We start from the raw sequence: 21,762 nt of genomic DNA, 5'->3' as shown, positions 1-21,762 counted from the left end.
ATGCTGTTTTAAAATCGGTTTGATCAATAATTTTGCAATATTTAACTTTTTGTTCAAATGTAAAATGTTTGGACATAAAAATAACACTCCTTTATTTTGGAGTGTCAAATTTTTTTCACCTAACTTATTAAATTAGAAGATAGGTTTTTAAATAATTACGAAGAAATTAAAAATAATCTTTTGAACAAAGTTTCGGACTTGCAACAAATTTATAAAAAAAGTAATAATTATATAGAACTAGAAGAAAAAATTAAAGATATAAATTATATTGTGAGTCAATTGGAAGATGAGTCAATAAAATTTAAACAAGAAAATTCAAAAGAGGATTCTATTGTTTCTGAAGATGATAACCATAAAGAAAAAGAATTCAATAGTTCTGAAGAGGTTAATAAAGATAATAATTCAATTACTAGTGATGATATTATTGATAACAATGATAATGAAGAAAATAGTGGTGATGAAAAAATAGATCCAGAAATTTCTGATAGTAAAATAAATGAAAACGATGATACAAATAGCAATATCATTGAAAAAGATCAGTCAGAAGATGATGAATCAATTGATAAAAACTCGAATAATGATTCTACAAGTTCTAATAATGAAATTAAAAATAATGAATCAATCGATGAAAACTCAAGCGGTGAATCTGTAAGTTCAAAAAATGAAATCAATAATAAAGAGTCAATCGATGAAAATTCAAACAATGAAATAAAAAATAATGAACCAATTGATCAAAATTCAAGTTCGATGAATAAAAGTAAAAATAGTTTATCGCATGAAAAAACCGAAACTAGTGACAAGAATATAAATTCTAATATAGAAAATGCTAAAAATGAAAAAAAATCTACAAATAACTTAGATTTTAAGAATAAAAATAAAACAAAAAAACAAAATAATAATTACTTTTATTTATTATTGATTCCTATCGGAATATTTATTTTATTATTAAATATTATTCCTATATTGAAGTACAGAAATAAAAAGAAAAATTCAAGTTTATAAAGACTTGAATTTTTTATTATTATTTTTTGTTATTTTTCTATTATATGCACTTCAAGTTCACTTGAATAAAAATCCTGCCAATATAAATGAAAAGTAAATTACAAAAACAAATGTATTTTCGCTTTTTCATGAATCATTTATTATAAACGGAAAAATTATAATAGTTGTAATTGTGAAAATTCATATTACATTTATTGTATAAATAATTTTTTCTCAAAATGGTATTTTTGGTATTATTTTTTTTCTATCCAACATAAATGCAACTATATATGTTAACATATCTTCAATTAATAAAGCTATACTATTAACGATTATAACTGCATTAAAATAAGGGTTTTCAGAATTATCATTAGTTAATAATATTGGCAACAATCATAAAATAACCATTGATATAAAGGTAAAGATTCCAGTAAAAATTATCGCATTATGATATTCTCCTTTTTTATTTTGCTTAGCAAAAAAAGGACTAATATGATTGTCTTGAGATAAAGGTATTAATTTTCTTGCGGTTGAAACGGTTTGCGAAATTTTATAGCCTATATCATTTGAAATAAAACCTACTATGAATAAGACTACTCCGAAAATACCTAACCCTCTAGTGTAACTTGTATAAAAAGAAGAAAAGTTGCTATATGATGATAAGTCTTTTATTCCCATGATGAAAGTATAGAATAATAAGTAAATAATTAATACTATAGAAATTGATCAGAACAATACTTTTCTAAAGTTTTTAAATTTAACATCTTTTGTCATTGAAGCCATATCTTCAATTCCTGCAAACGAAAATATAAAAAGTATTACATTAGTAAAAATTAGCTTTGGAGTAATTTTTATATTGATTGTATTATTTATATTCTCTTTATATCCCTCTAATGATGAACTTGTTAAGGCGTTGTCTACGAAGGCTAAGTATATCAATATTATTAATCCAATTCCTAGAAAAATTCATTTTATTATACCTGTAAAAAATACTATTTTAGTATTTAATTTCAATCCAAATGTAGATATAGCAATCAATAATGCAAAAAATATGAATGAAATAATCCTGATAATTCATACTATAGTTGAATAATTAGGATTTTCTTTTGAAATTACTAACTCAATTATTGTAGAAAGAAAAAGTGGTGATATTGAAGATAAGATTGGTGATTGAATAAATTGATTTCATCCAATGAAAAAGTTAAAATGGTTTAACAATTTTTGTTTTTTTGGTTTTATTGTTTCTATATTATTTTCTTTTTTATAAATATCATCCTCAAGTTGTCTAGTAAAAGCGTAGGAACCACCGTAGTGTTCCTTAAAAGAATTAGCTAAACGAGAAAAAACTAAGGATGTTCCAAAAATAGTTAAAACAGATATTAATATTATTAAATATCCGTAAAATCCTACATTTCAAACATTTGCTATTGTGGTTAAAAAACCCAATCCTATTATGAAATTAATTGTAAATAAAGTAAAAGATTTTTCTCCGAAATGCTTTTTACTCATTATTTCCAGTTGTTATTACTTTTTTAGGTTTTTTATTATTAAAAATTACATCATATATTTCTTTGTAATATTTAACAGGGATATATGTTATTTTTTTCTTTATTTCTTCAGGTATTTCTAATAAATTTGATTCGTTTCCAAAAGGAATAAATACGTATTTTAATTTCTTTTGTGTTGCAGCAAATGATTTTTCTTTTAATCCACCTATGTTTAAGACTCTACCTCTAAGTGTAATTTCTCCAGTCATTCCATAATAATGAGGAACAACTTTACCGCTAAGTGCGGAAATTAACGCAGTTGTGAAAGTTACACCAGCACTTGGTCCATCTTTTGGAGTTGCACCTTCTGGAACGTGAATATGAATTGTATTTTTATCGAAGTCAAAATCCTTAATTCCGAATTTTTCCGCATTAGCTTTAACAAAAGATAAAGCAATTTTTGCAGATTCTTGCATTACATCTTTTAACGAACCTGTTAATTTTATTTCACCTTTTCCTGGATAAGTATTTACTTCAATTTGAAGTGATGTACCTCCCACTGTTGTGTAAGCTAATCCATTAACTACCCCTGGCACTTGGTAATTATCTTCTTCGGTATCTTTATAATATTCAGGACCTAACAATTCTTTTAGTGACGAAATTTCAACTTTATACTTTTTAGTCTTAGTTTCGGTTTTATCTAAACTTTTTAAGGTGAATTTACGTGCAATTTTGTCTAAAACACGTTTTAAACCACGAACACCTGCCTCTATTGTGTAGTTTGAAATTATATATTCAAGAGTTTTATCGCTAATATTTAAAAATCCATTTTTTTCACCCACTTGTTCTACAACTTTTGGTAGTAAATGTTTCTTTGCGATATTCATTTTTTCAGAAAGAGTATATGCTGAAAGTTCAATAACTTCAATTCTATCTCTTAATGCATGTGGAATTGCATCATAATAATTTGCTGTAGCAATAAAGACAACTTTAGATAAGTCATATTCATGTTCAAGGTAGTGATCTTGAAATTTACTATTTTGTTCAGGATCTAAAACCTCTAACATTGCTGATGCAGGGTCTCCTTTATTTGTAGATGCCATTTTGTCAATTTCATCTAACAATACAACAGGATTTGAAACTCCTGCTTGTTTAATACCTTTAATAATTTTTCCGGGCATTGCACCGACATATGTTCTACGATGACCTCTTATTTCTGATTCGTCGCTAACCCCACCTAATGAAATTTTTACAAATTTTCTTTGTAATGATTCGGCAATAGCCTTAGAAAGTGAAGTTTTACCTGTACCTGGTGGACCAACTAAACAAATAATAGGAACATTATTAAATGTTTTTTGACTTTCTTTTTCATCTTCTTTGAAAAGATTTAAATCTATTTCGTTATTGTTGTCGTATTTAAGTTTTTTATCTGCGTCTATTTGGTTTTGCTTGATTTTAATTATTACCGCAATATATTCTAATATTCTCTCTTTTACCTTATCTATACCATAGTGATATTTATCTAATGTTTTTTTAACATGATTAATATCTAGATTTTCTTTTTCTGTTAATCTTCAAGGTAATTTTTTTAATAAACTTACGTATGTTTTTGAAATATTAGCTTCTGGAGAAGTAGGCATCATTTCAGAAATCCTTTTTGTTTCTTCTTTTATTAATTCACGAACAGATGAAGGATATCTAAGATTTTTATTTTTGTCTTTTAATAATTTTAAATATTCATCTTCATCTACAGGAACTTTCATTTCTTCAAGTTCGTCCTGAATTGATTTTAATTTTTCTCTTAAAATAAATTCTTTTTGTTGATTTGTAAGTCTACTATTCATTTTGTCAGCAATCATTTTTTCGGTCATAAAGTTTTCTGTAATGATTTCTGTAATTCTTAGTATTATTGCTTGAACATTTAATCTATTATATTCTAAAAATAGATCTAATTTTTCTCTAACTTCTTCATTAACTACAGAAAGAAGAGAATTTAAAAATGTTAATTTTTCATCATATGTTGTTAAGTTTTTGCTAATACCAAAATCAGACATTAATTTTAAAAATTCTTTATATGTTCATTTTTTGTTTGTTGCTCTTCTTGTCGCAAATCAAATTTTTGTTATTTTGCTATCTTCTACTATTGACTCAAATTTTTGTAATTCTTCAGTAATTTCATCGTTAGGAATAGTTACGTCAATATTTGTTGATATTGCATCATTACTACTTAACAAGTAAATTATTTCTCCTGAAGAAACAGGCACGTAGTTTTTAGATTGCAAATCATCAATATTTTTCTTGAAAAATTCAAAATTAACAAAACTATCTTCTTTTATTTTTAAGTCATTTTCGATTTGTGCAAAACCATAATCATCAAATTCAATAAATGCAAGTGCTTTAAAAACAAATTTATAATCATCAGAATCTTCAAGCTTTGAAATATCTAATATTTCTGCATAAATACCACGATGTAATAAATCATTTTCAAAATCTTTGAACGCAAGAGCAACAGGTTTGTTTTGTTTGTAATGCTCGAATACTAATGATTCATCAGACATTGAGTCGTTACTTACTACCAATTCGTGAATGGCACTTGGGTAAGTATATAATTGTTCATTTAATACTATTGTTGTGAAATAATTTTTCTTTTTCATAACTCTCCTTATTTATTTAATAACAAAGTTAACAATTTTATTAGGAACAAAAATTGTTTTAACAATTGTTTTGTTTTCTAGTCATTTTGATGCTTCTTTTTTTGCTAATTCTATTATTTGTTCTTTTTCCATATCTTTTTGTACTTTAATTTCAGTTCTTGCTTTACCATTGACTGTTATTCCGTAATTGATTTCACTTACAGTTAGAGCACTTTGATCAATATTAAAGTCTTTTAAGTTTTTTAGGTTGAAAAATTTATCAGATAATTCTCATGATAAGTGAGGAACAAAAGGTTCTAATATATTTAGAATTACATAAAACATCTCGGTTATTAATTCTATATTTGTTACATTATCATAGGCGTTTAAAGTTTCCATAGCTCAAGAAATGAGTGTATTAAAGCCGTAGTCTTTATCTCTTTTTTCAAAAGTTTCTATCGATTTGTTTAAACCTGTATAAAGTTTGAATCTAGCATTTTTATCAATATCACTTAATTTTGGTGTTTCAATATTTTTGAAATTAAAATCTTTATTAGGTTTTATTTCTTTTGAACGTTCGATTAATCTATTTAAAAATTTAAAACATCCATTAATACCTGCATCACTTCATTCTAATTCTTTTGTTGGTGGAGCAGCAAAAAATATAAATAATCTACTTGCATCAGCACCATATTTTTCAATAATATCTTTCGGTTCTATTACATTACCTTTAGATTTTGACATTTTAGATCCGTCTTTTAAAACCATACCTTGAGTTAGTAATTTTTTAAATGGTTCTCTAAAGTTTATGAATTTTAAATCAGCGAGTGCTTTTGTGAAGAATCTAGCATATAAAAGGTGTAATATAGCGTGTTCAATACCGCCGATATATTCATCAACTTGGTTTCAATATTCTATATTTTCTTTAATAAAAATATTGTCTAATCTTAAGTTTTTTGGGGTTGTATATCTTAAAAAATATCAACTAGACTCAAAGAATGTATCTAAAGTGTCACTTTCTCTTGTTGCGTTCGAACCACAAATGTGACATGTAGTTTTTAATCATTCTTGATTTGTTAAAAGAGGATTTCCATTACCTGTAAATTCAACTTTTTCAGGTAATAAAACAGGCAATTCTTCTTTTTTAACTGGAATTGTTCCGCATTTTTCGCAATGAATAAGTGGAATTGGTGTACCTCAATATCTTTGTCTTGAAATACCCCAATCTCTTAAATTGTATTTAATTTCTTTTTTAATTTTTGTAAAATCATATCTTGAACTATCTTTTGGATTAACAACGTCTAAATTATTAACTTCTATAAAATTTTTGTGATTATCATTTAAATTTGAAACGAATTTGATATCAATATTTGAATCATAACTCGCAAAATCTGTTATATATACATTTAATAATTGGTTATTAACAGGGTTTATAATCTTTAATGGAGTTCGAATTGAGATTTTATTTTTAAAATTTTTGGTTGCAAAATTTTGGTCAATTTGATTAATTAAATCTAATTCTTTTTGACTATAATAATTCTTTTTGATTAAATCTTTTATTAAGTTATGTTTATTACTTATAGCAACAAAGTTAGCATTTTTAATAATTTCTAAATCTTTTTCTAAGATACTTATGGTTGATTCGTAGTCTTCACTTATTATTTTTGTCTCAAATTTAAAAAACTCATTTTTACCAATTCAATTACGTTGCATTGAAATTACTTTATTTGGCCAATTTCCTTCCAATTTTTCTAAATCGTTTAAAAGTTCTTGAGCATAATTAGTTATTTTTAAATAATATGTATCCATTTCTTTTTTTGTAACAGGATTATCACAACGTCAACATTTTCCATCGATAACTTGTTCGTTTGCTAATACGGTGTTATCGTTTTCACATCAATTTAGCTCGCTTTTTTGTTTGTAAATTAAATTGTTTTTTCAAAATTTGATAAATATATATTGTTCTCATTTTGTATAATCCGGATCACTAGTAATTACTTTTTGATTTCATGCAAAAGAAAGACCTAGTTTTTTGAATTCCGAATCCATAGAATCAATATTTTCGTATGTTCATTTCTTAGGGTGAATATTATTTTTTATAGCAGCATTTTCGGCAGGTAATCCAAAAGCGTCTCATCCAAATGGGTTAAAAACGTTGTAATTACGTCTTTTAAAATATCTTGCAATAGCATCACTAAGTGCATAATTTCTTGTGTGTCCCATATGGATTTTTCCACTTGGATAAGGAAACATACTTACAATATATTTTTTTGGTAATGTAAAATCGTTTGAAGGCTCAAAGTATTTTTCTTTTTCTCATTTATTTTGTCATTTATTTTCAATTTTTTTAAAAAAATCCATTTTTACTCCTTATTTAGTTCCGAAAATACGATCCCCGGCATCTCCTAGTCCGGGTTCTATATATCCATTTGAATTTAATTTTGAGTCTAATGATGATAAGTAAATATCAAAATCTTCTCCAAAATTTTCTAATACATTATCAACACCATTTTGAGCACCTACCAAACAAACTAATTTAATATTAGTAAATCCATCATGTTTTATTCTTTTTATAGCATCTACAGCAGAGTTTCCTGTTGCCAACATTGGATCAACAACTATAATTAAACTATCTTTTGATACATTTGGCATTTTATAATAGTATTCGTGAGGTGTTAAGTTTTCTTCATCACGATACATTCCTATATGTCCTACACGTGCATCTGGAATTAAATTTAATAATCCTTCTGTCATTCCTAGTCCAGCTCTCAAAATAGGGACTAATGCAATTTCTTTATCAAAAGTTACTCCTTTGAATTCTTTATTAAGCGGAGTTATAACTTTGTATGGTTTGGTTTCATAATCTCTCATTATTTCATAAACCATTAAAGATGCAATTTCGTTCAAATTACTTCTAAATTCACGGTGATTTGTGTTTTTATCTCTTAGTTTTGTCATTTTAATTTTAATAAGTGGGTGCTCTAATATTTTTAACATTTGTATCCTTTTTTTTATTGAATTTTCATAAATATATAAATTTTATTATATTATACTTTTTTTTATTTATTTTTGATTGTATTTTTTAATTTATAATTGATCTTCAATTTTTTAATAAAAATATTTTATTGTTTTAAGATTTAAATGTGGTATAAATTTAATTACTATAATTATGATTTAAATTAATAAAAATAAGAAAGGAAAAATATGAATAAAAATAATTTTAAATTCAATTTGTTTAAATTTATTTCTAGCGTTTTGATTCCTTGAGTTCCTTCAGAGTCGTTAAAGATGGGTAGTGCAATGCAAATATATAATTTTACTAATTCATATTGGCTTGTAACTACGCTTTTTATGTTGATGCAACTTCCTTTAGTTGTGGTTCAAATTTTTAATAAACAATTGTTAAAAATAATGGATTTTAAAAAAGGATTGATTTTTTTAGACTTTGTTAGTGCTGTTTTTCTTGTTGTTCCAATTATTATGTGAAATTTATTCCCAATTAGTACTAATACTGAACTTATTGTTGCAATTTTATTGATTTTAAATGTTTTGCAATCATTTACATACTCATTAAAAACATTATACATTAAAAAAATGACTCACTTCATTTCTTCTAGCAATAAAGAATTCAACGTTATAAATAATATTTTTAACTTAGGTGTTGGTTTGTCTTTATTGATATCTCCGATCTTTTCGGTTGAAGTTTTTAATAAGGTGACTTTTGATATTTTTATGACTATTAATTTAATTTTTTATTTAATTTCAATGCTTTTATTTAGGTTAGTAAAACTAAATAAAAGTCCATTCGAAAAAGAAGTAAAAAAAGTTGAAACCGATAAAATAGTTCATAATAATATATATTTAATAACTTTCATATCGATAAGTACTTTATTTTTGTTTACCAGACAATCGGGAGTAATTTCTTTTTTTAATTATTATCAATATGATTTTCATTTTTGAAGTTACTATTTAGCAATAACTATGGCCTTTGTTGGTATACTAGGACTTTTAGTTGCTTTTATAGTCAAAAAGAAGAAAATAAACATAAATAACACAATATTATTATTTATGTTTTTTGCTTTAAATATTAGTTGATTATTTATCAGTCAAATAAAAAATACTATTTTGAGCATAACTTGATTTTTTATCATAAACGCGATTCAACAGTTTATTATAAATTTTGCAAACAATAACATTAGTTTTGAAACTAAAAATATTAGTGATAAAAATATTTGTTTAAACATTAAGAAATTAGTTTTAATCGTACCAGTTATAAGTTCGATATTTTTCACATACATATTAACTTATGTTTTAGTAAACGTTTCATATTATCATTCATATATTTTATATACATTAATATTATTAACCATGCTTTTATTATTATATTCATATAGAAAAAAAGAATTAATTAACTCAAAAGACATTTAATCATTTTTTTGATTAGGTGTTTTTTGTGGTAAAAAATGCATTTATTTCATATTTTTCAAAAAGTTAGTCAAAAAAATAATATAATATATTCGAAATTATTTATCTATTTTCGATATGTTTTTTTATATTTAATTTAAAGTTAGAGAATTAATTTCATATATATTTATATTTAATTTTTAGAGGGGAAATATTTAATGAATAATAAATTTAAAAAATTCGCTTTTGCGTTGTCAGGTGTTTCATCATTTGCCGCATTAAGTGTCGCAATTAGTTGTGGTCAATCGACCGAAAGCGTAAACGAGCCAAGTAACACAAATAGTGGTTCAAGTAGTTCAACTGTAGAAATTCCTGCAGAACAACTTGAAAGAGTTACAAACGCATCAATCGGTGCAAATACATCAGTACCTACAGATTCACGTTTTGACCAAGTTAATGATGGTGTAATTAAAATTGGTACAACTTTTAGTGAAACAGGTCCACAAGCAAGAAGTTTAAATGAAACTCTTAAAGTGTATAATGCTTTAGTTGAACAAAAAGAGACAGTTAGAAAAAACAATACTCTTACTGAAGAACAAAAACAAGAAGAGTATAAAAAATTAGGAGTTAGTGAATTTGCTCTTCCTGTTCAACAACAAAATTTAGGTAGTGGTTATGATGCAGGAAAAGATGATGTTTCAAGTAAATTAAATGCAAAAGACACTAATGGTTTTTATAATTTAACAATTAACTATGCTCCTGTAGCTGCTACATTAGCAAGTAAAAATATGTTATTAAGTTTCAATGACCAAGAAACTTCTATAAATACTGATATTACTGAATTTGATAAATCATTTGTTTCAAATAATGACGATTTAGAAAACGTTGTAAATAAATCAACATATGTTTTACCATTTTTCAAAAGTACACAAGTTCTTTCAATTAATGCTTCTGTAATGAGTTATATTCTTGAAACAATGGTTGAAAATGGAGCTACATACGCAAATAGCGAATCAAAAGCAGAATTTCAAAAAATGATCGATGCAGGAAAAGGGGATAGAGCATCTGTTGAAAAGATTTGAGGTCAACCAGTTTCAACTGCTCAAACAATTTTATCTAATGTAAAATTAGACTTTGGAATGTTTGATAATTATTCTGATTTAGTTAAATTTAGTATTATTGCACAATCTTTATTCACAGAATCTGCTAAAAATACTAGCTCATCAGTTCATGTGTTTGGTATAGATGATATTGCCGGAGTTTATGAACAAGCTTTATATTCATCACTAAATGCTGATCCAAGATTAATGTTGCAAAAAGTCGTTAGAGAAAGTGATGGTAGAACAACAATCAATTTCACAAATATAAAAAACTCTAACCAAAGCACTTACAAAAATTCTAATGCTATTTTTAATGTCTTTTCCGACGCTTTTGAAAAAGGTGCAGTTTATGCGTTCCCTGGAGGGCAATATTCATCAACTACACAAACAGAACATAAAATTGCATTTTCTATAGGTTCTACAGCGGGTTATTCATATAACTTTAAAAAAGCGGGTAAAGCGGTAAGTATTTATAAAACAACAGATGGAAAAGTTGTTTTAAATGATGATAATAAAACATTTTTAGAATATGGATTAACACCTAAAAAAGGTGAAAAACCAGAAGATGTTATAGGTTATATAAGTTCATACAAAAATCAATTATTAAAATCTACAAGTACTAAAGAAGTTGGTAAATATGATTATAAATCAAAAGATGCAAGTTCGGATACTAAATTAGAAGCTTTTTTAAACACAGAATCTTCAACACTTTTAGTTATTGATAAAAAAGATTTTGATTTATTGAAAGTTAACGAAACATTTAAAGCTAATGAAACAGAACTTTCAAGTAAATATGTTGAATTAATGAACGGTAACAAAGAAGTTGCGTTAGTTTTAGTTCCTAATACTAATAAAAATGACTTTTTAGCTAAATTAGGTTTATCATTTGAATCAAGATCAGATCAAGATTACTTAAATGAAAATGAATTAATATCAAGAGTAACACCTACAAAATGAGAATCAACAGATGCTAAAAAAGTATTATACTTACAAGGTCCATCATTAATCGGAGTACATGCAAATGAAGTTGAAGATAACGCAACTAAAGCTTTTGTTAAATGATTAATGAATAATAAAGAACAATTACTTTCATTACAAAAATCAATGAGTTACATTACACCAGTAGCTAACTTCAATACATTTACAGAAGAAGATAAAAAGAAAATTTATGGAAACAATAAATATTTACAAGTTGCACTAGAAGAGTTTGGAAAAGTATCAGAAGATGATAATTATGTTGCTTTTGAAGAACCGGCAGGTGAATATTCAGCTTCATTTAGAAAACAAATTAAAGCTGCATGAGATGCAAGACAAAAAGAATATTCAGACAACGCTGCAACTAAAACAGATTTCAATAAATTTGTTGAAACAATGACTCAAGGTTTAAACGCTCAATAATTAATATAAAACAAAAAAATAAATAGGGTTTGCATTGCAAACTCATTTATTTTATAAATTTAACAATAGGATGTCAAAATGAAAAAAAATATTAAAAAATTATTATATGCTTTTCCTATAATTTTAAGTTCTTCATCATTAGTTGCTACAATTTCATGTTCTTCAAGTTCTAATGATTCTAAAGAACAATCTAATGAAAAAATGGATGGTTTAGACTTAAGTACAAAATTAAGAGGAAATGTTTATTATATAGAATATAAATCATCAATACCAAATGAATCTGTAATAAAAACAAGAAATAGATTTAACGAATATATAAATAAATATGTTGATGATATTAAACAAAAAAATAATTTAAATTCAATAATTATTCCTGAACAAAATGGCTCAAAATTGTTGAGAGATCCTAAACAAATTTCTGGATATCCAGAATCATTTGAAAGCCAAATAAATATAGATGGACAATTAAAAACCATCACTTGAAAGTTTTTAGAAACAAAATCTAATCTCGACTTGGGAATTTTAAGTCAAAAAGGTCAAGACTCTGAATCTCAAGAAGCTGCCTTAAACTTAGATGAAGTTAAAAATTATATAACCGTAACTTATAAAGCATATTTAGACGATAAAACTTTCTTCAATTTAAAAGATATCGAATTTAGAGTAGATGTTCCAAAAACAACCATTAACCCAATTTTAAGCCAATTACCAACAGCTTATGATAAAACTAAATTCAAACCTGCTTTCGATTGAACTACAGAAAGTGCAAAAAAAGTTGATTATTTCAGAGCTAAAATAGTTCGTGTAAAAGACGGAGATACATTTGATGTTATAGCATTAGAAAATAAAGAAAATGTATCTAATGTTTCTGTAGTAAAAGATAAACAATATACAATCAGATTAGCCGGAATCGACACACCTGAAAAAGCAGTTGGTAGTGGTAATAATGTAGTTACTTCTTCCCCGTTTGAATATGCATTTGCTTTAATGCCAACTCATTTTGCTGAAAGTTTATTCAAAGATTCTGATGAGTATAAAAATGATGTTTATGTTGGTTTTGTTACAGACTTTGATGCTTATGGGCGTGTTACCGCTGATATTTTCTTTGGAGATAAACATCAATTTTCGTATAACAACGAGGTTGTTAGAGCAGGATTTACTTTACCATATGCAAATGATGCTTGAGAAACTGCAATGAGATCTGAAACATTAGAAAATTCATATATTAAATCAATTTACCCAGAGATGTATAAATCATTTAATGAAGCTATAAAAAATAATAATGGTTTCTTCAAATACTTTGATAAACCACTTGATGTAACAAAATACATCTATAATATTAAAATTAATAACAAATGACACCCATTTTATGGTGAAAAAAGTGATAAAAATTCCAAAAATATAGGTGATTACATTGATAAATAATATTAAATATAGTAAAATTAGATTAGAAAGGATTATTAATGATTTCACTTAAAAAAATTAAAAATTTATTGTTAGAATTAATGTTGACAAACAATAATGAATCAAAAGATCAAATTAGGTCATATTATGATAAGTTTAAAAACGAAAAAGATGATGATATTTCGGCTATTGAACTTAAAAACTTAAATATTGACTTTGGAGAAACTTTAGCAGTTGACAATGTTAGTTTTAAAATTCCGGAAGGAAAATTAGTTACATTACTTGGTCCATCAGGATCTGGTAAAACAACAACACTTAATGCTATAGCAGGTTTATTAACAGTAACTTCAGGAAAAATTCTTTTCAAAGGAAAAGATGTTACTGATTTTACTCCACAAAAAAGAAAAATCGGTTTTGTTTTCCAAAACTATGCTTTATATCCACATTTAAGTGTTTATGCAAACATTGCCTTCCCTCTTAAAAACGATTTTGATTGACAATTCAAAACATTTTTAAAGAAGGAAAAAGCTAAAAATAATATTAGATCATTATATCTAAGAAAATTAGGAGCTTCAGAAGAAGAAATAAACTCATTAGTTACTTCTTTTGACACTTGACAAGTATTATCTGAAGAATTACCTCACAAATTAAATGAATATTATGCAAAAATAGTTGATAATTATGAAAAAGCACATACAAATTACAAATTATCAATAGTTCATGAAACTTCAGATATTTCATTGCTTACAAAAAATGTATTAAAAACAAACGAAAAAGTTAAACAAGATTCTAAAAACAAAATTAGAAATATAAAAGAAAAATTTGTTTCTGATAAAAACAATCATTTATTACCAGAAACATTTAGTAAAGTTGAAATTCTTGAAAACTTCGATAAAAATATTTTAAAATATAAAGAAGTTAAAAATGAAGATGAATATAATGTTCGTATAAATGAATTACAAGAAAATATTGCTAATTTAGTTTCTGTTGACCTTCACAATTACAATTTAAATGACAGAATAAAAATTGTTAAACTTGAAGAAAAACTACTTAAATTATTAACTAGATATAAATATATTCAAAAACATAAAGAAATTGTTGAAAAATACAAAGTTATTAAAGAAGAAACAAAAGATCAATATTTAAAAGAGAAAGAATTATTCAAAAATGTTAAAAAGACTGACGAAACATACAAAACTCTTTTAAAAGATAGTAGAAATTTACCTTTATTAGCAAAAAAAGATTTTTATACTTTAGTTAAAGAAATTGAAACTAAATATAATTTAAATCAAAAACTTAAGGAAGAAAGACAAGGGACTATCCCTTCAATTCTTGATGAAGAAGAAAAATTACAATTAAAAGAATACTTAAAAGATAACATATCATTACGTAAAGCAATTCATAATGAAGTTATGGAAGTCGCTAAACGTGTTGAAATAGTTCCTATTCTTCAAAAGAAACCAACTAGATTATCTGGTGGACAACAACAACGTGTTTCAATTGCTCGTGCTATTGTTAAAAAACCAGAAATATTATTGATGGACGAACCTCTTTCAAACTTAGATGCAAAATTACGTATCTCAACAAGACAATGAATTAGAGAAATTCAACAATCGTTAGGTATTACAACTGTGTTTGTTACACACGACCAAGAAGAAGCGATGTCAATTTCTGATATTATTGTGTGTATGTCTACAGCAAAAGTTCAACAAATTGGTTCACCACTTGAACTATATAATAGACCAAGAAATCAATTTGTTGCTCGTTTCTTAGGGATGCCTGAAATGGGACTATTTAGTTCCGAATATAAAGATGGTAATTTATACATTGCAAACAAAAAAATCGATTCAGTTAAAATACCAAACGCTTCAAACTTATCATTAAATGTTGGAGTTAGATCTGAAGATTTTGTTTTAACAGAAAAAGATCAAGAGCATATGTTCGAAGGTAGAGTTGCAATCCAAGAAAACTTCGGTAAAGAAAGTAAATTAGTTGTTGAAATTGAAAACGTAGGAAAAATTAATTTCTTACTTGATAATACATACAACTTCAAAGTTGATGACAAAATTTATTTCAATTTACCATTAAATAAACTACATATCTTTAACGCATCAACAGAAGAAAGAGTTGAATATGAATTTTAATAATAGTTTGCATCAATTTATAGCAACTAAAATTCCATTCATTCTAAACTGATCACTTAAAAAACAATCTAAGAAAAAACTTTCTTTATCACACTCAATTTTAGATGAACCAACTCCTTTTTGAATACCACTATTGCTTTTAGCGCCTGGTCTATTCTTAATCGGTATGTTTACGGTTTATCCTATGATTCTTAATATAAAAGAATCATTCTATACACCTGATGGTCAATTTACACTTTCATATTATTCTAAAATATTCCAAGACATTAGATTTGCTGTCGGTGTTAGAAACTCGTTCATTTATGGTTTAATTGTTTTACCTTTTGTTATGTCTATATCTTTAACAATTTCTTCGGTAATTTCAAGATTACATCGTAAGTATGCTAAAGGGTTATGACAAACAATATTCTTTATGCCATATGTAACCAATGCTGTTGCAGTTTCTGCAGCATTTATTCAATTCTTTGGAACAAATGGTATTTTAAACAATATGGTAGGTGGTAATACACCATGATTATCAACAAATGATCCATATACTTTTAACGCTTTATTCGCCATGTTTATTAATGGTATTTGAAGCGGTTTAGCATTTAATATTTTAATATTTACAACATCAATGTTAGGTGTTGATAAGAACTTATACAAATCTGCTTCAATCGATGGTTGTGCTGGTTTTAAACAGTTCTTTAAAATAACATTACCTTCAATCAAAGGTACAATTAACTTTATTATTACACTTGGTATTATTGGTGGACTTAAAGTGTTCCCACTTGCTTTATTCCAAAATAGACCAGAAGATGCATTTACATATGGTGGTGGTACACTTATGTTATATGTATACTTAGTAACTAAACAAGGTAACTTCCACTTAGCTGGAGCTGCAGCCATTTCATTATTCATCATTGGGGTAACATTCTCATCAATAATTCGTGGTGGATTCTTTATGGTTCAATTATCACTAAATAACTTAGGAGAAAGAAATGTTTGAATGAAAGTTAAAGCTTCAAAAGAGATTAATAAAAAGCAAAATTAAGCGTAATCAAGAAAAAGTTACCTCAGAAGTAGTTGATAAAAATTTATCAACAGTTATATTAAGTGGGCTATCAAAATTATTATTACTTTCATTTTTTGGAGTATTAATACTATTTCCGTTTATTTTAATGATTTCTATATCATTTATGACAGATGATGAAGCATTAAAATTACAAACAGAGTTTAGATTTTTGCCATCATTTACAGAGGGAAGAACTTACTTTGTTAATACTAACGCAGATACTGCTGGAGGTTTCTCAATAGCGCCTTGAGCAACAGTGGTTGCTAACACATATAAACGTGCGTTTACTTCAGGATTTTGATCATCTGCAGGATTTACATTTTTAAATGTGCTTATTTCAGTTGTGCTTAAAGTCATTATTACATTTTTAATGGGTTATGCATTTTCATTGCGAAATTGAAAAGGCAAGAATATAATTTGATTCTTTGCTTTAGCACTTTTAGTTTTACCAGAGGTTGCACTACTTTCTGGTCAATATACAGTTGTAGTTAAAACAAATCTAAAAAGTAATTTAATTACAATGTTATTAGGTATTTCACTTCCTTTTGTTGCTAGTGTTTTCAATACTGTTATGTATAAAAATGCTTTTGAAGCAATTCCCGGAAGAATTAAAGAGGTTTCACTAGTAGATGGTGCTTCAGGGTTTAAATACTTATTTAAAGTTGCTTTCCCAATGGTTGTTCCGACAACATTAACAATAGTTATTCTAACAGCCTTAGCGTCTTGAAATTCATATTTATGACCATCAATTATTGCTTCAGACTTTAAAGAAGCACAAGTTATTTCTGTATGATTATTTAAAGCAGGTATTGATCCTAACGATCCTGATTCAACTCAAAATGTACAACAAAACATTAGATTAGCTGCTTCGGTTATCGTTATTTTACCAATGTTTATCATTTACTTAATCTTTAGAAAAAGAATTATGAGTGCAATTAGTAGACAAGGTTCAACAATTAAAGGATAGATTATGGGAAAATATAAAACAAAAATTATTATATGATCAATTGTAACTTTAATTGCTTTTATTGGAATAGTATCTTTATCAATATTAATTAGCAATTTAGAATTTGTATTAAACTTGTCTGAAAAAGTAACATTAGATCAAAAAATAACCGATACATATAAATTTATCAAATCATATTCAATAGGGGGGTTAGCATTTTCAGTTGTAGTCTTCGGGATTGGATCTATCATTTCGTATGCTGGATATAAATCTTGAAAATACGTTGATATGTTTTCATAATTATGAAATTTAAGAAAATAAAATTTTTAATGGGTGGAATTGTGCTTAGTACACTTGCACCTCTTAGTGCTGTATCATGTTTTTATGATAGCGATAATTCAGTAAAATTTTCAGATAAATTTGTAAAAAATAATTTATTTAACAACGTTACTTTTAATCCTAAAGATGGATATTTTAAAAAAGATGAAGCTTACAAACAAAAAGAATTTGTAAAAGATATTATAGAAACTAAAAAACTTATTTATACGTTTTCAAACGTAGATGTTGCACTCCCGAATATTGTAAGTGTTGATAATCAACATTTAAACAAATTATTTAATGACTTTTATGAATTAGACTATAGTTCAATAAAAATTAATACAAATAAAATTAATGATTATAAAAATCAATTTGATGCTGTAAAAGAAAAAATAAAGAAAGAAAAAGATGCATATCCAAACACAGATTCAGATGGTCAATATGTTTGAGATCGTCTTAAATATGTAGAAGAATTATTAGGAACTAATTTTAATAATTTAGAAGCCTTAAAAACTACAATTAGTGAATTAACTAATGAAATACAAGAGTATAAAGAACTTGAACCTAATCAAACACATAAAGATTTATTTAGAATTAAAAGATATATTTTTAATGATAAAAGAGATACAGGTATATTAGTTGATAAAGAAAAAGAAATCCAAAAACGTTTAATAGCATTAGATAATTTCTTTTATTTTGATTTAACTAATATTAAAAATGTTGTTACGGAAGCTGATGTTAAATGAATTGTTAATGCTTTTATAAAAGACACTCCGTTTGCAACTTATGATGTTTTATCAAAAGAATCAAGTAAAAACGAAACTTCCGCAGAAGAATATTTAAAAATCGGAAATCCAATATTATCACATGACTCATCTTCTTATAAATTTAATGTCTCAATTTCGCCACAAATAGTAGAAGACGCTATTCCTAGAAACGTATTTGAAAAAATAACTGGTAATAATTTAAATTTATTCTTAAATTCACAAAATAAACGTGGTTCAGAATTACTTAAAGAACTTTTTAAAAACTTCATTACTAATTATTCTAATTTTAAAGTAGATTCTTTAGATAGTTTATCAAATGGTATTTCTTTAGGTTTTGGTCCTACCCACTTATTACAAGGTATAGACAGAATTAACAAAGAGAAATCATTTGAATTCCAAATATTCACTTTTGAAAAAGATCAACCTGACAAACAAATAGAATTAGATGCTCAACAAAATGAAGAATTCTTAAAAAATCCTATTGAATTTATAGAATCACATTTATATTTAATAATTTATAAATATAGTTCTGATAGTATTAATGAATTGCGTAATAGAATTAATAAATATGTTAACCTTAATAATACATTAAGAGCACAAATGAGTACTAATCCAAAATCTTCTTCATTAAATTCGAGATTAATTAAAGAAAATGAAGCTAGAATCGTTGAAGCAGAGGTTAAGCTTAAAAAATTCGAAGAAGAAATAGAAGAAGTTGAAAGAATTCAAACTTCTAGAGCATATATAGATAAATTAAACCTACCAGAAAAAGACGAACAATTCTTAACAAAATTTAGACAAGATCATAAAGAAGATATTGATAAAATAATTAATTTTGTTAGAGAAGAAGCTAATATAGCTAAATCAACTCAGTTTTCATTAAATGAAATATTTGCTAAAATATTATTCTTATTAGAAAATAAAACCCAAATTATTTTAGGTACAAAACCAAGTAAAACAGACTCAACTCAAAGAGAAAAAACTTATTGATTAGAAGTTCAAGAATCTAACGAAGAATGAAAAGCTTATGATATTTATTCATTATTTCAAGATACAAAAACAGCTTCGAGTTTAGATAACGTTAATTTTAATGACTACGAAATAACAAAAGAAAAAATAAATCAAGGACAATTTATAATTGATCCAGCATTTGTTAGAATAGCGAATGTAAAATAAATTTAATTATACTAAAGCAAAAAAACACCAAATTTAACAACTTTTTGGTGTTTTTTATGCTCAATCATATTTTAAATTCTATTATATTAAAAAATAACATCTAAATTAATGTTATTTTAATAGTTATTATTTATTTGAATCTTCCAAGAAGTTGTTTATCTTTTCAACAACACTTATGCTTTTATTTACTTTTTCTATTTCTTTAGCAATATATTTTTTCATTTCATATTTTATTATGGCTAAATTTAAATATGAAGATAAATAAGCTTCTGAATATTCTTTTGCTTTCGCTCTCTTATCGTCTGTCATTGCATTTTTAATTAAAGGGCTAAAATCATTTATTCTTTTTGATAGTTCAGTAAATTCGTTTTCTTTAAATGTTTCTACATTATCAATTTTTTCTAACTCTGTAAATAATTGTTCAACTTTATCATTTATTTTATCAACAGTATCACCATAGTGGGTGTTATTTTGATCTTTATCCCAATTAAAAATTAATCAATTTTCCAGTAATCTTGGGTGTAAACCAATTTTACCATTGTCATTTCCTTCAAAGTGTTTAAAATTATCATAATTTTTGTTATTTAAATTATTTTTATCAATTATATATGAGTTATTTATAAATAAATCATTATAATTTTCCTCATATCCTAGTAATACAGCAAACATATTTTTAAGTCCAGTTGTATCTAATAATTTGTTTTTAATAGATTCTTTTTCTTCTTCGTTAATTTCAGTTGTTAAGAAATTTGTATATCTATCTTTATCTGTATTTTTTTCAAAAGTAGAATTGTTAGCCCCTAACTCTCAATTGAAAAATGTATTTTTAGATTTATTTTCATCGTTACTTTTTATAAATTTGCTATCTTTAACTTTTTCAAGATTTTTAATTGCTACTTCGTTTAATTCTGTTAATTTTTTAGAGATTTCATCGTTATTCACATTTCTTAGTTCTTGATGCGAATTAATAACTTCATCTAAAATTTTTGTATCTCTTTCAAAATTATTAAATTCACTTTCGAATGAGATTATTTTTGTTTTTGTTGCCTCTAATTGATTTCTTGTTTGCGTATCATCATTATTGAATGTTAAAAGTTTTGCGCTAACTTTATCTTTTTGTGTTTTATATCTATCATTTAAATTATTATTTTGTTCGTTTATCTTTGATTTAATTTGTGTTATTTCTTCTTTAAGTGATTGAATAGCTTTTTTGTTTTCCTCTTCTATTCTTATTTCTTCATCTTTAGTTCTTACGTCTGATTTAGCCTTGTTTAAGGCGTTTTCGATATTTCTTGTTTCGTTTCTATATGTTTCTTTAGGATGATTATCTTGTTTTTGTATTTTGTCAGATTCATTATATTTATTTTGTAATTCTTGTTTTATTGTTGGATATTTTGTATCATCTAAAGAATCTAGATATTTCTTAATCTCGTCTAGTTTTGATTTAAGTTGTTTTCTTGCGTTGGAAACCAAAACTTTTTCTTTATTATCTTTCGCTTCATTAAATGATGCTATCAATTTTTGAGTTTCATTTTTTAATTCTTCAAGAGTTTTATTATCTAATTGAATTATTTTTTTAGCCTCTTCGACTTTAGATTTTAATTTTTCTTTAATGTTTGAGAAACCTTGATCTGGTGTGGAATTTAAAAATTCGGTCGCTTCATTTATGACTTTTATATATGCAACTTTTTCAGGTGATTCTTCATTGTTTTTTAAACCTAGAACAGTACCAACGGTGATAGCTGCCGCTGCAAAAGGTAAGACTAAAACTAATCCTTTAAATCATTTTGTTTTAAATTTCATTTTTTCTCCTTGTATTATTTGTGGAAATTATTTAGTTTTAAATAAAAAATAAATAATAATTTTATTATTTATTAGATTGATAACTAAACAATATTATTATATATTTTTTTATTTAAATTTTAGTTATTTTTTGAGTTCTGGACCTATCAA

At 25.6% G+C, this 21,762-nt stretch carries 14 protein-coding genes; 9 read left to right on the top strand and 5 right to left on the bottom strand.

Annotated elements, in window-relative coordinates; translation table 4 throughout:
* Positions 1–180: 180 nt before the first annotated feature.
* Complete coding sequence (locus tag N9R85_RS01570; protein ID WP_262858291.1) at positions 181–1,002, top strand: hypothetical protein; 822 nt, start codon at positions 181–183, stop codon at positions 1,000–1,002.
* Here the strand turns inward: N9R85_RS01570 and N9R85_RS01565 are convergent.
* The 4 genes from N9R85_RS01565 to upp are packed head-to-tail and all read right to left on the bottom strand — an operon-like array spanning position 997 to position 8,098.
* Positions 997–2,490, bottom strand: coding sequence for an amino acid permease (locus tag N9R85_RS01565; RefSeq protein WP_262858290.1), 1,494 nt, complete (start codon positions 2,488–2,490; stop codon positions 997–999). The genes N9R85_RS01570 and N9R85_RS01565 overlap by 6 nt on opposite strands.
* Positions 2,483–5,122 carry an endopeptidase La gene (gene lon, locus N9R85_RS01560; protein ID WP_262858289.1) on the bottom strand — a complete coding sequence of 880 codons (2,640 nt, stop codon included), beginning with the start codon at positions 5,120–5,122 and terminating at the stop codon, positions 2,483–2,485. Before lon ends, N9R85_RS01565 begins: the two co-directional genes overlap by 8 nt.
* A 12-nt stretch (positions 5,123–5,134) precedes the next feature.
* A complete protein-coding gene (locus N9R85_RS01555) occupies positions 5,135–7,462 on the bottom strand; it encodes a leucine--tRNA ligase (protein ID WP_262858288.1) in 2,328 nt (775 codons plus the stop codon).
* Between the two features lie 9 nt (positions 7,463–7,471).
* Positions 7,472–8,098, bottom strand: coding sequence for a uracil phosphoribosyltransferase (gene upp, locus N9R85_RS01550; protein ID WP_262858287.1), 627 nt, complete (start codon positions 8,096–8,098; stop codon positions 7,472–7,474).
* A gap of 207 nt (positions 8,099–8,305) precedes the next feature.
* Between upp and N9R85_RS01545 the strand changes: the two genes are divergently transcribed.
* The 8 genes from N9R85_RS01545 to N9R85_RS01510 all read left to right on the top strand — a co-directional run bounded on the left by N9R85_RS01545 (position 8,306) and on the right by N9R85_RS01510 (position 19,809).
* Positions 8,306–9,529, top strand: a complete 1,224-nt coding sequence (locus N9R85_RS01545) for an MFS transporter (RefSeq protein ID WP_262858286.1) — start codon at positions 8,306–8,308, stop codon at positions 9,527–9,529.
* A 194-nt stretch (positions 9,530–9,723) separates the two neighbouring features.
* Positions 9,724–12,003: a P68 family surface lipoprotein gene (locus tag N9R85_RS01540; RefSeq protein WP_262858285.1), complete on the top strand. Its 2,280-nt coding sequence runs from the start codon at positions 9,724–9,726 to the stop codon at positions 12,001–12,003.
* Positions 12,004–12,081: 78 nt separating this feature from the next.
* Positions 12,082–13,425, top strand: coding sequence for a thermonuclease family protein (locus N9R85_RS01535; protein ID WP_262858284.1), 1,344 nt, complete (start codon positions 12,082–12,084; stop codon positions 13,423–13,425).
* Positions 13,426–13,463: 38 nt separating this feature from the next.
* On the top strand, positions 13,464–15,548 hold the full coding sequence (locus N9R85_RS01530) for an ATP-binding cassette domain-containing protein (RefSeq protein WP_262858283.1): 2,085 nt from the start codon (positions 13,464–13,466) through the stop codon (positions 15,546–15,548).
* Positions 15,538–16,581 carry a carbohydrate ABC transporter permease gene (locus N9R85_RS01525; RefSeq protein ID WP_205851709.1) on the top strand — a complete coding sequence of 348 codons (1,044 nt, stop codon included), beginning with the start codon at positions 15,538–15,540 and terminating at the stop codon, positions 16,579–16,581. The genes N9R85_RS01530 and N9R85_RS01525 overlap by 11 nt, the downstream gene beginning before the upstream one ends.
* A complete protein-coding gene (locus tag N9R85_RS01520) occupies positions 16,529–17,569 on the top strand; it encodes a carbohydrate ABC transporter permease (RefSeq protein ID WP_262858282.1) in 1,041 nt (346 codons plus the stop codon). The genes N9R85_RS01525 and N9R85_RS01520 overlap by 53 nt, the downstream gene beginning before the upstream one ends.
* A 3-nt stretch (positions 17,570–17,572) precedes the next feature.
* Positions 17,573–17,848, top strand: a complete 276-nt coding sequence (locus N9R85_RS01515) for a hypothetical protein (RefSeq protein ID WP_205851713.1) — start codon at positions 17,573–17,575, stop codon at positions 17,846–17,848.
* Between the two features lie 2 nt (positions 17,849–17,850).
* Positions 17,851–19,809, top strand: a complete 1,959-nt coding sequence (locus N9R85_RS01510; RefSeq protein ID WP_262858281.1) for a hypothetical protein — start codon at positions 17,851–17,853, stop codon at positions 19,807–19,809.
* Positions 19,810–19,935: 126 nt separating this feature from the next.
* On the opposite strand, the gene N9R85_RS01505 is transcribed toward N9R85_RS01510, so the two are convergent.
* On the bottom strand, positions 19,936–21,612 hold the full coding sequence (locus tag N9R85_RS01505) for a hypothetical protein (protein ID WP_262858280.1): 1,677 nt from the start codon (positions 21,610–21,612) through the stop codon (positions 19,936–19,938).
* Between the last annotated feature and the right edge of the window lie 150 nt (positions 21,613–21,762).

The organism is Mycoplasma sp. CSL7503-lung, assembly GCF_025515455.1.
Lineage (GTDB): Bacteria > Bacillota_I > Bacilli_A > Mycoplasmatales > Metamycoplasmataceae > Mycoplasmopsis.
Note: the sequence above shows the minus strand (reverse complement) of the source record. Positions and strands in the feature narration are given on the sequence as shown.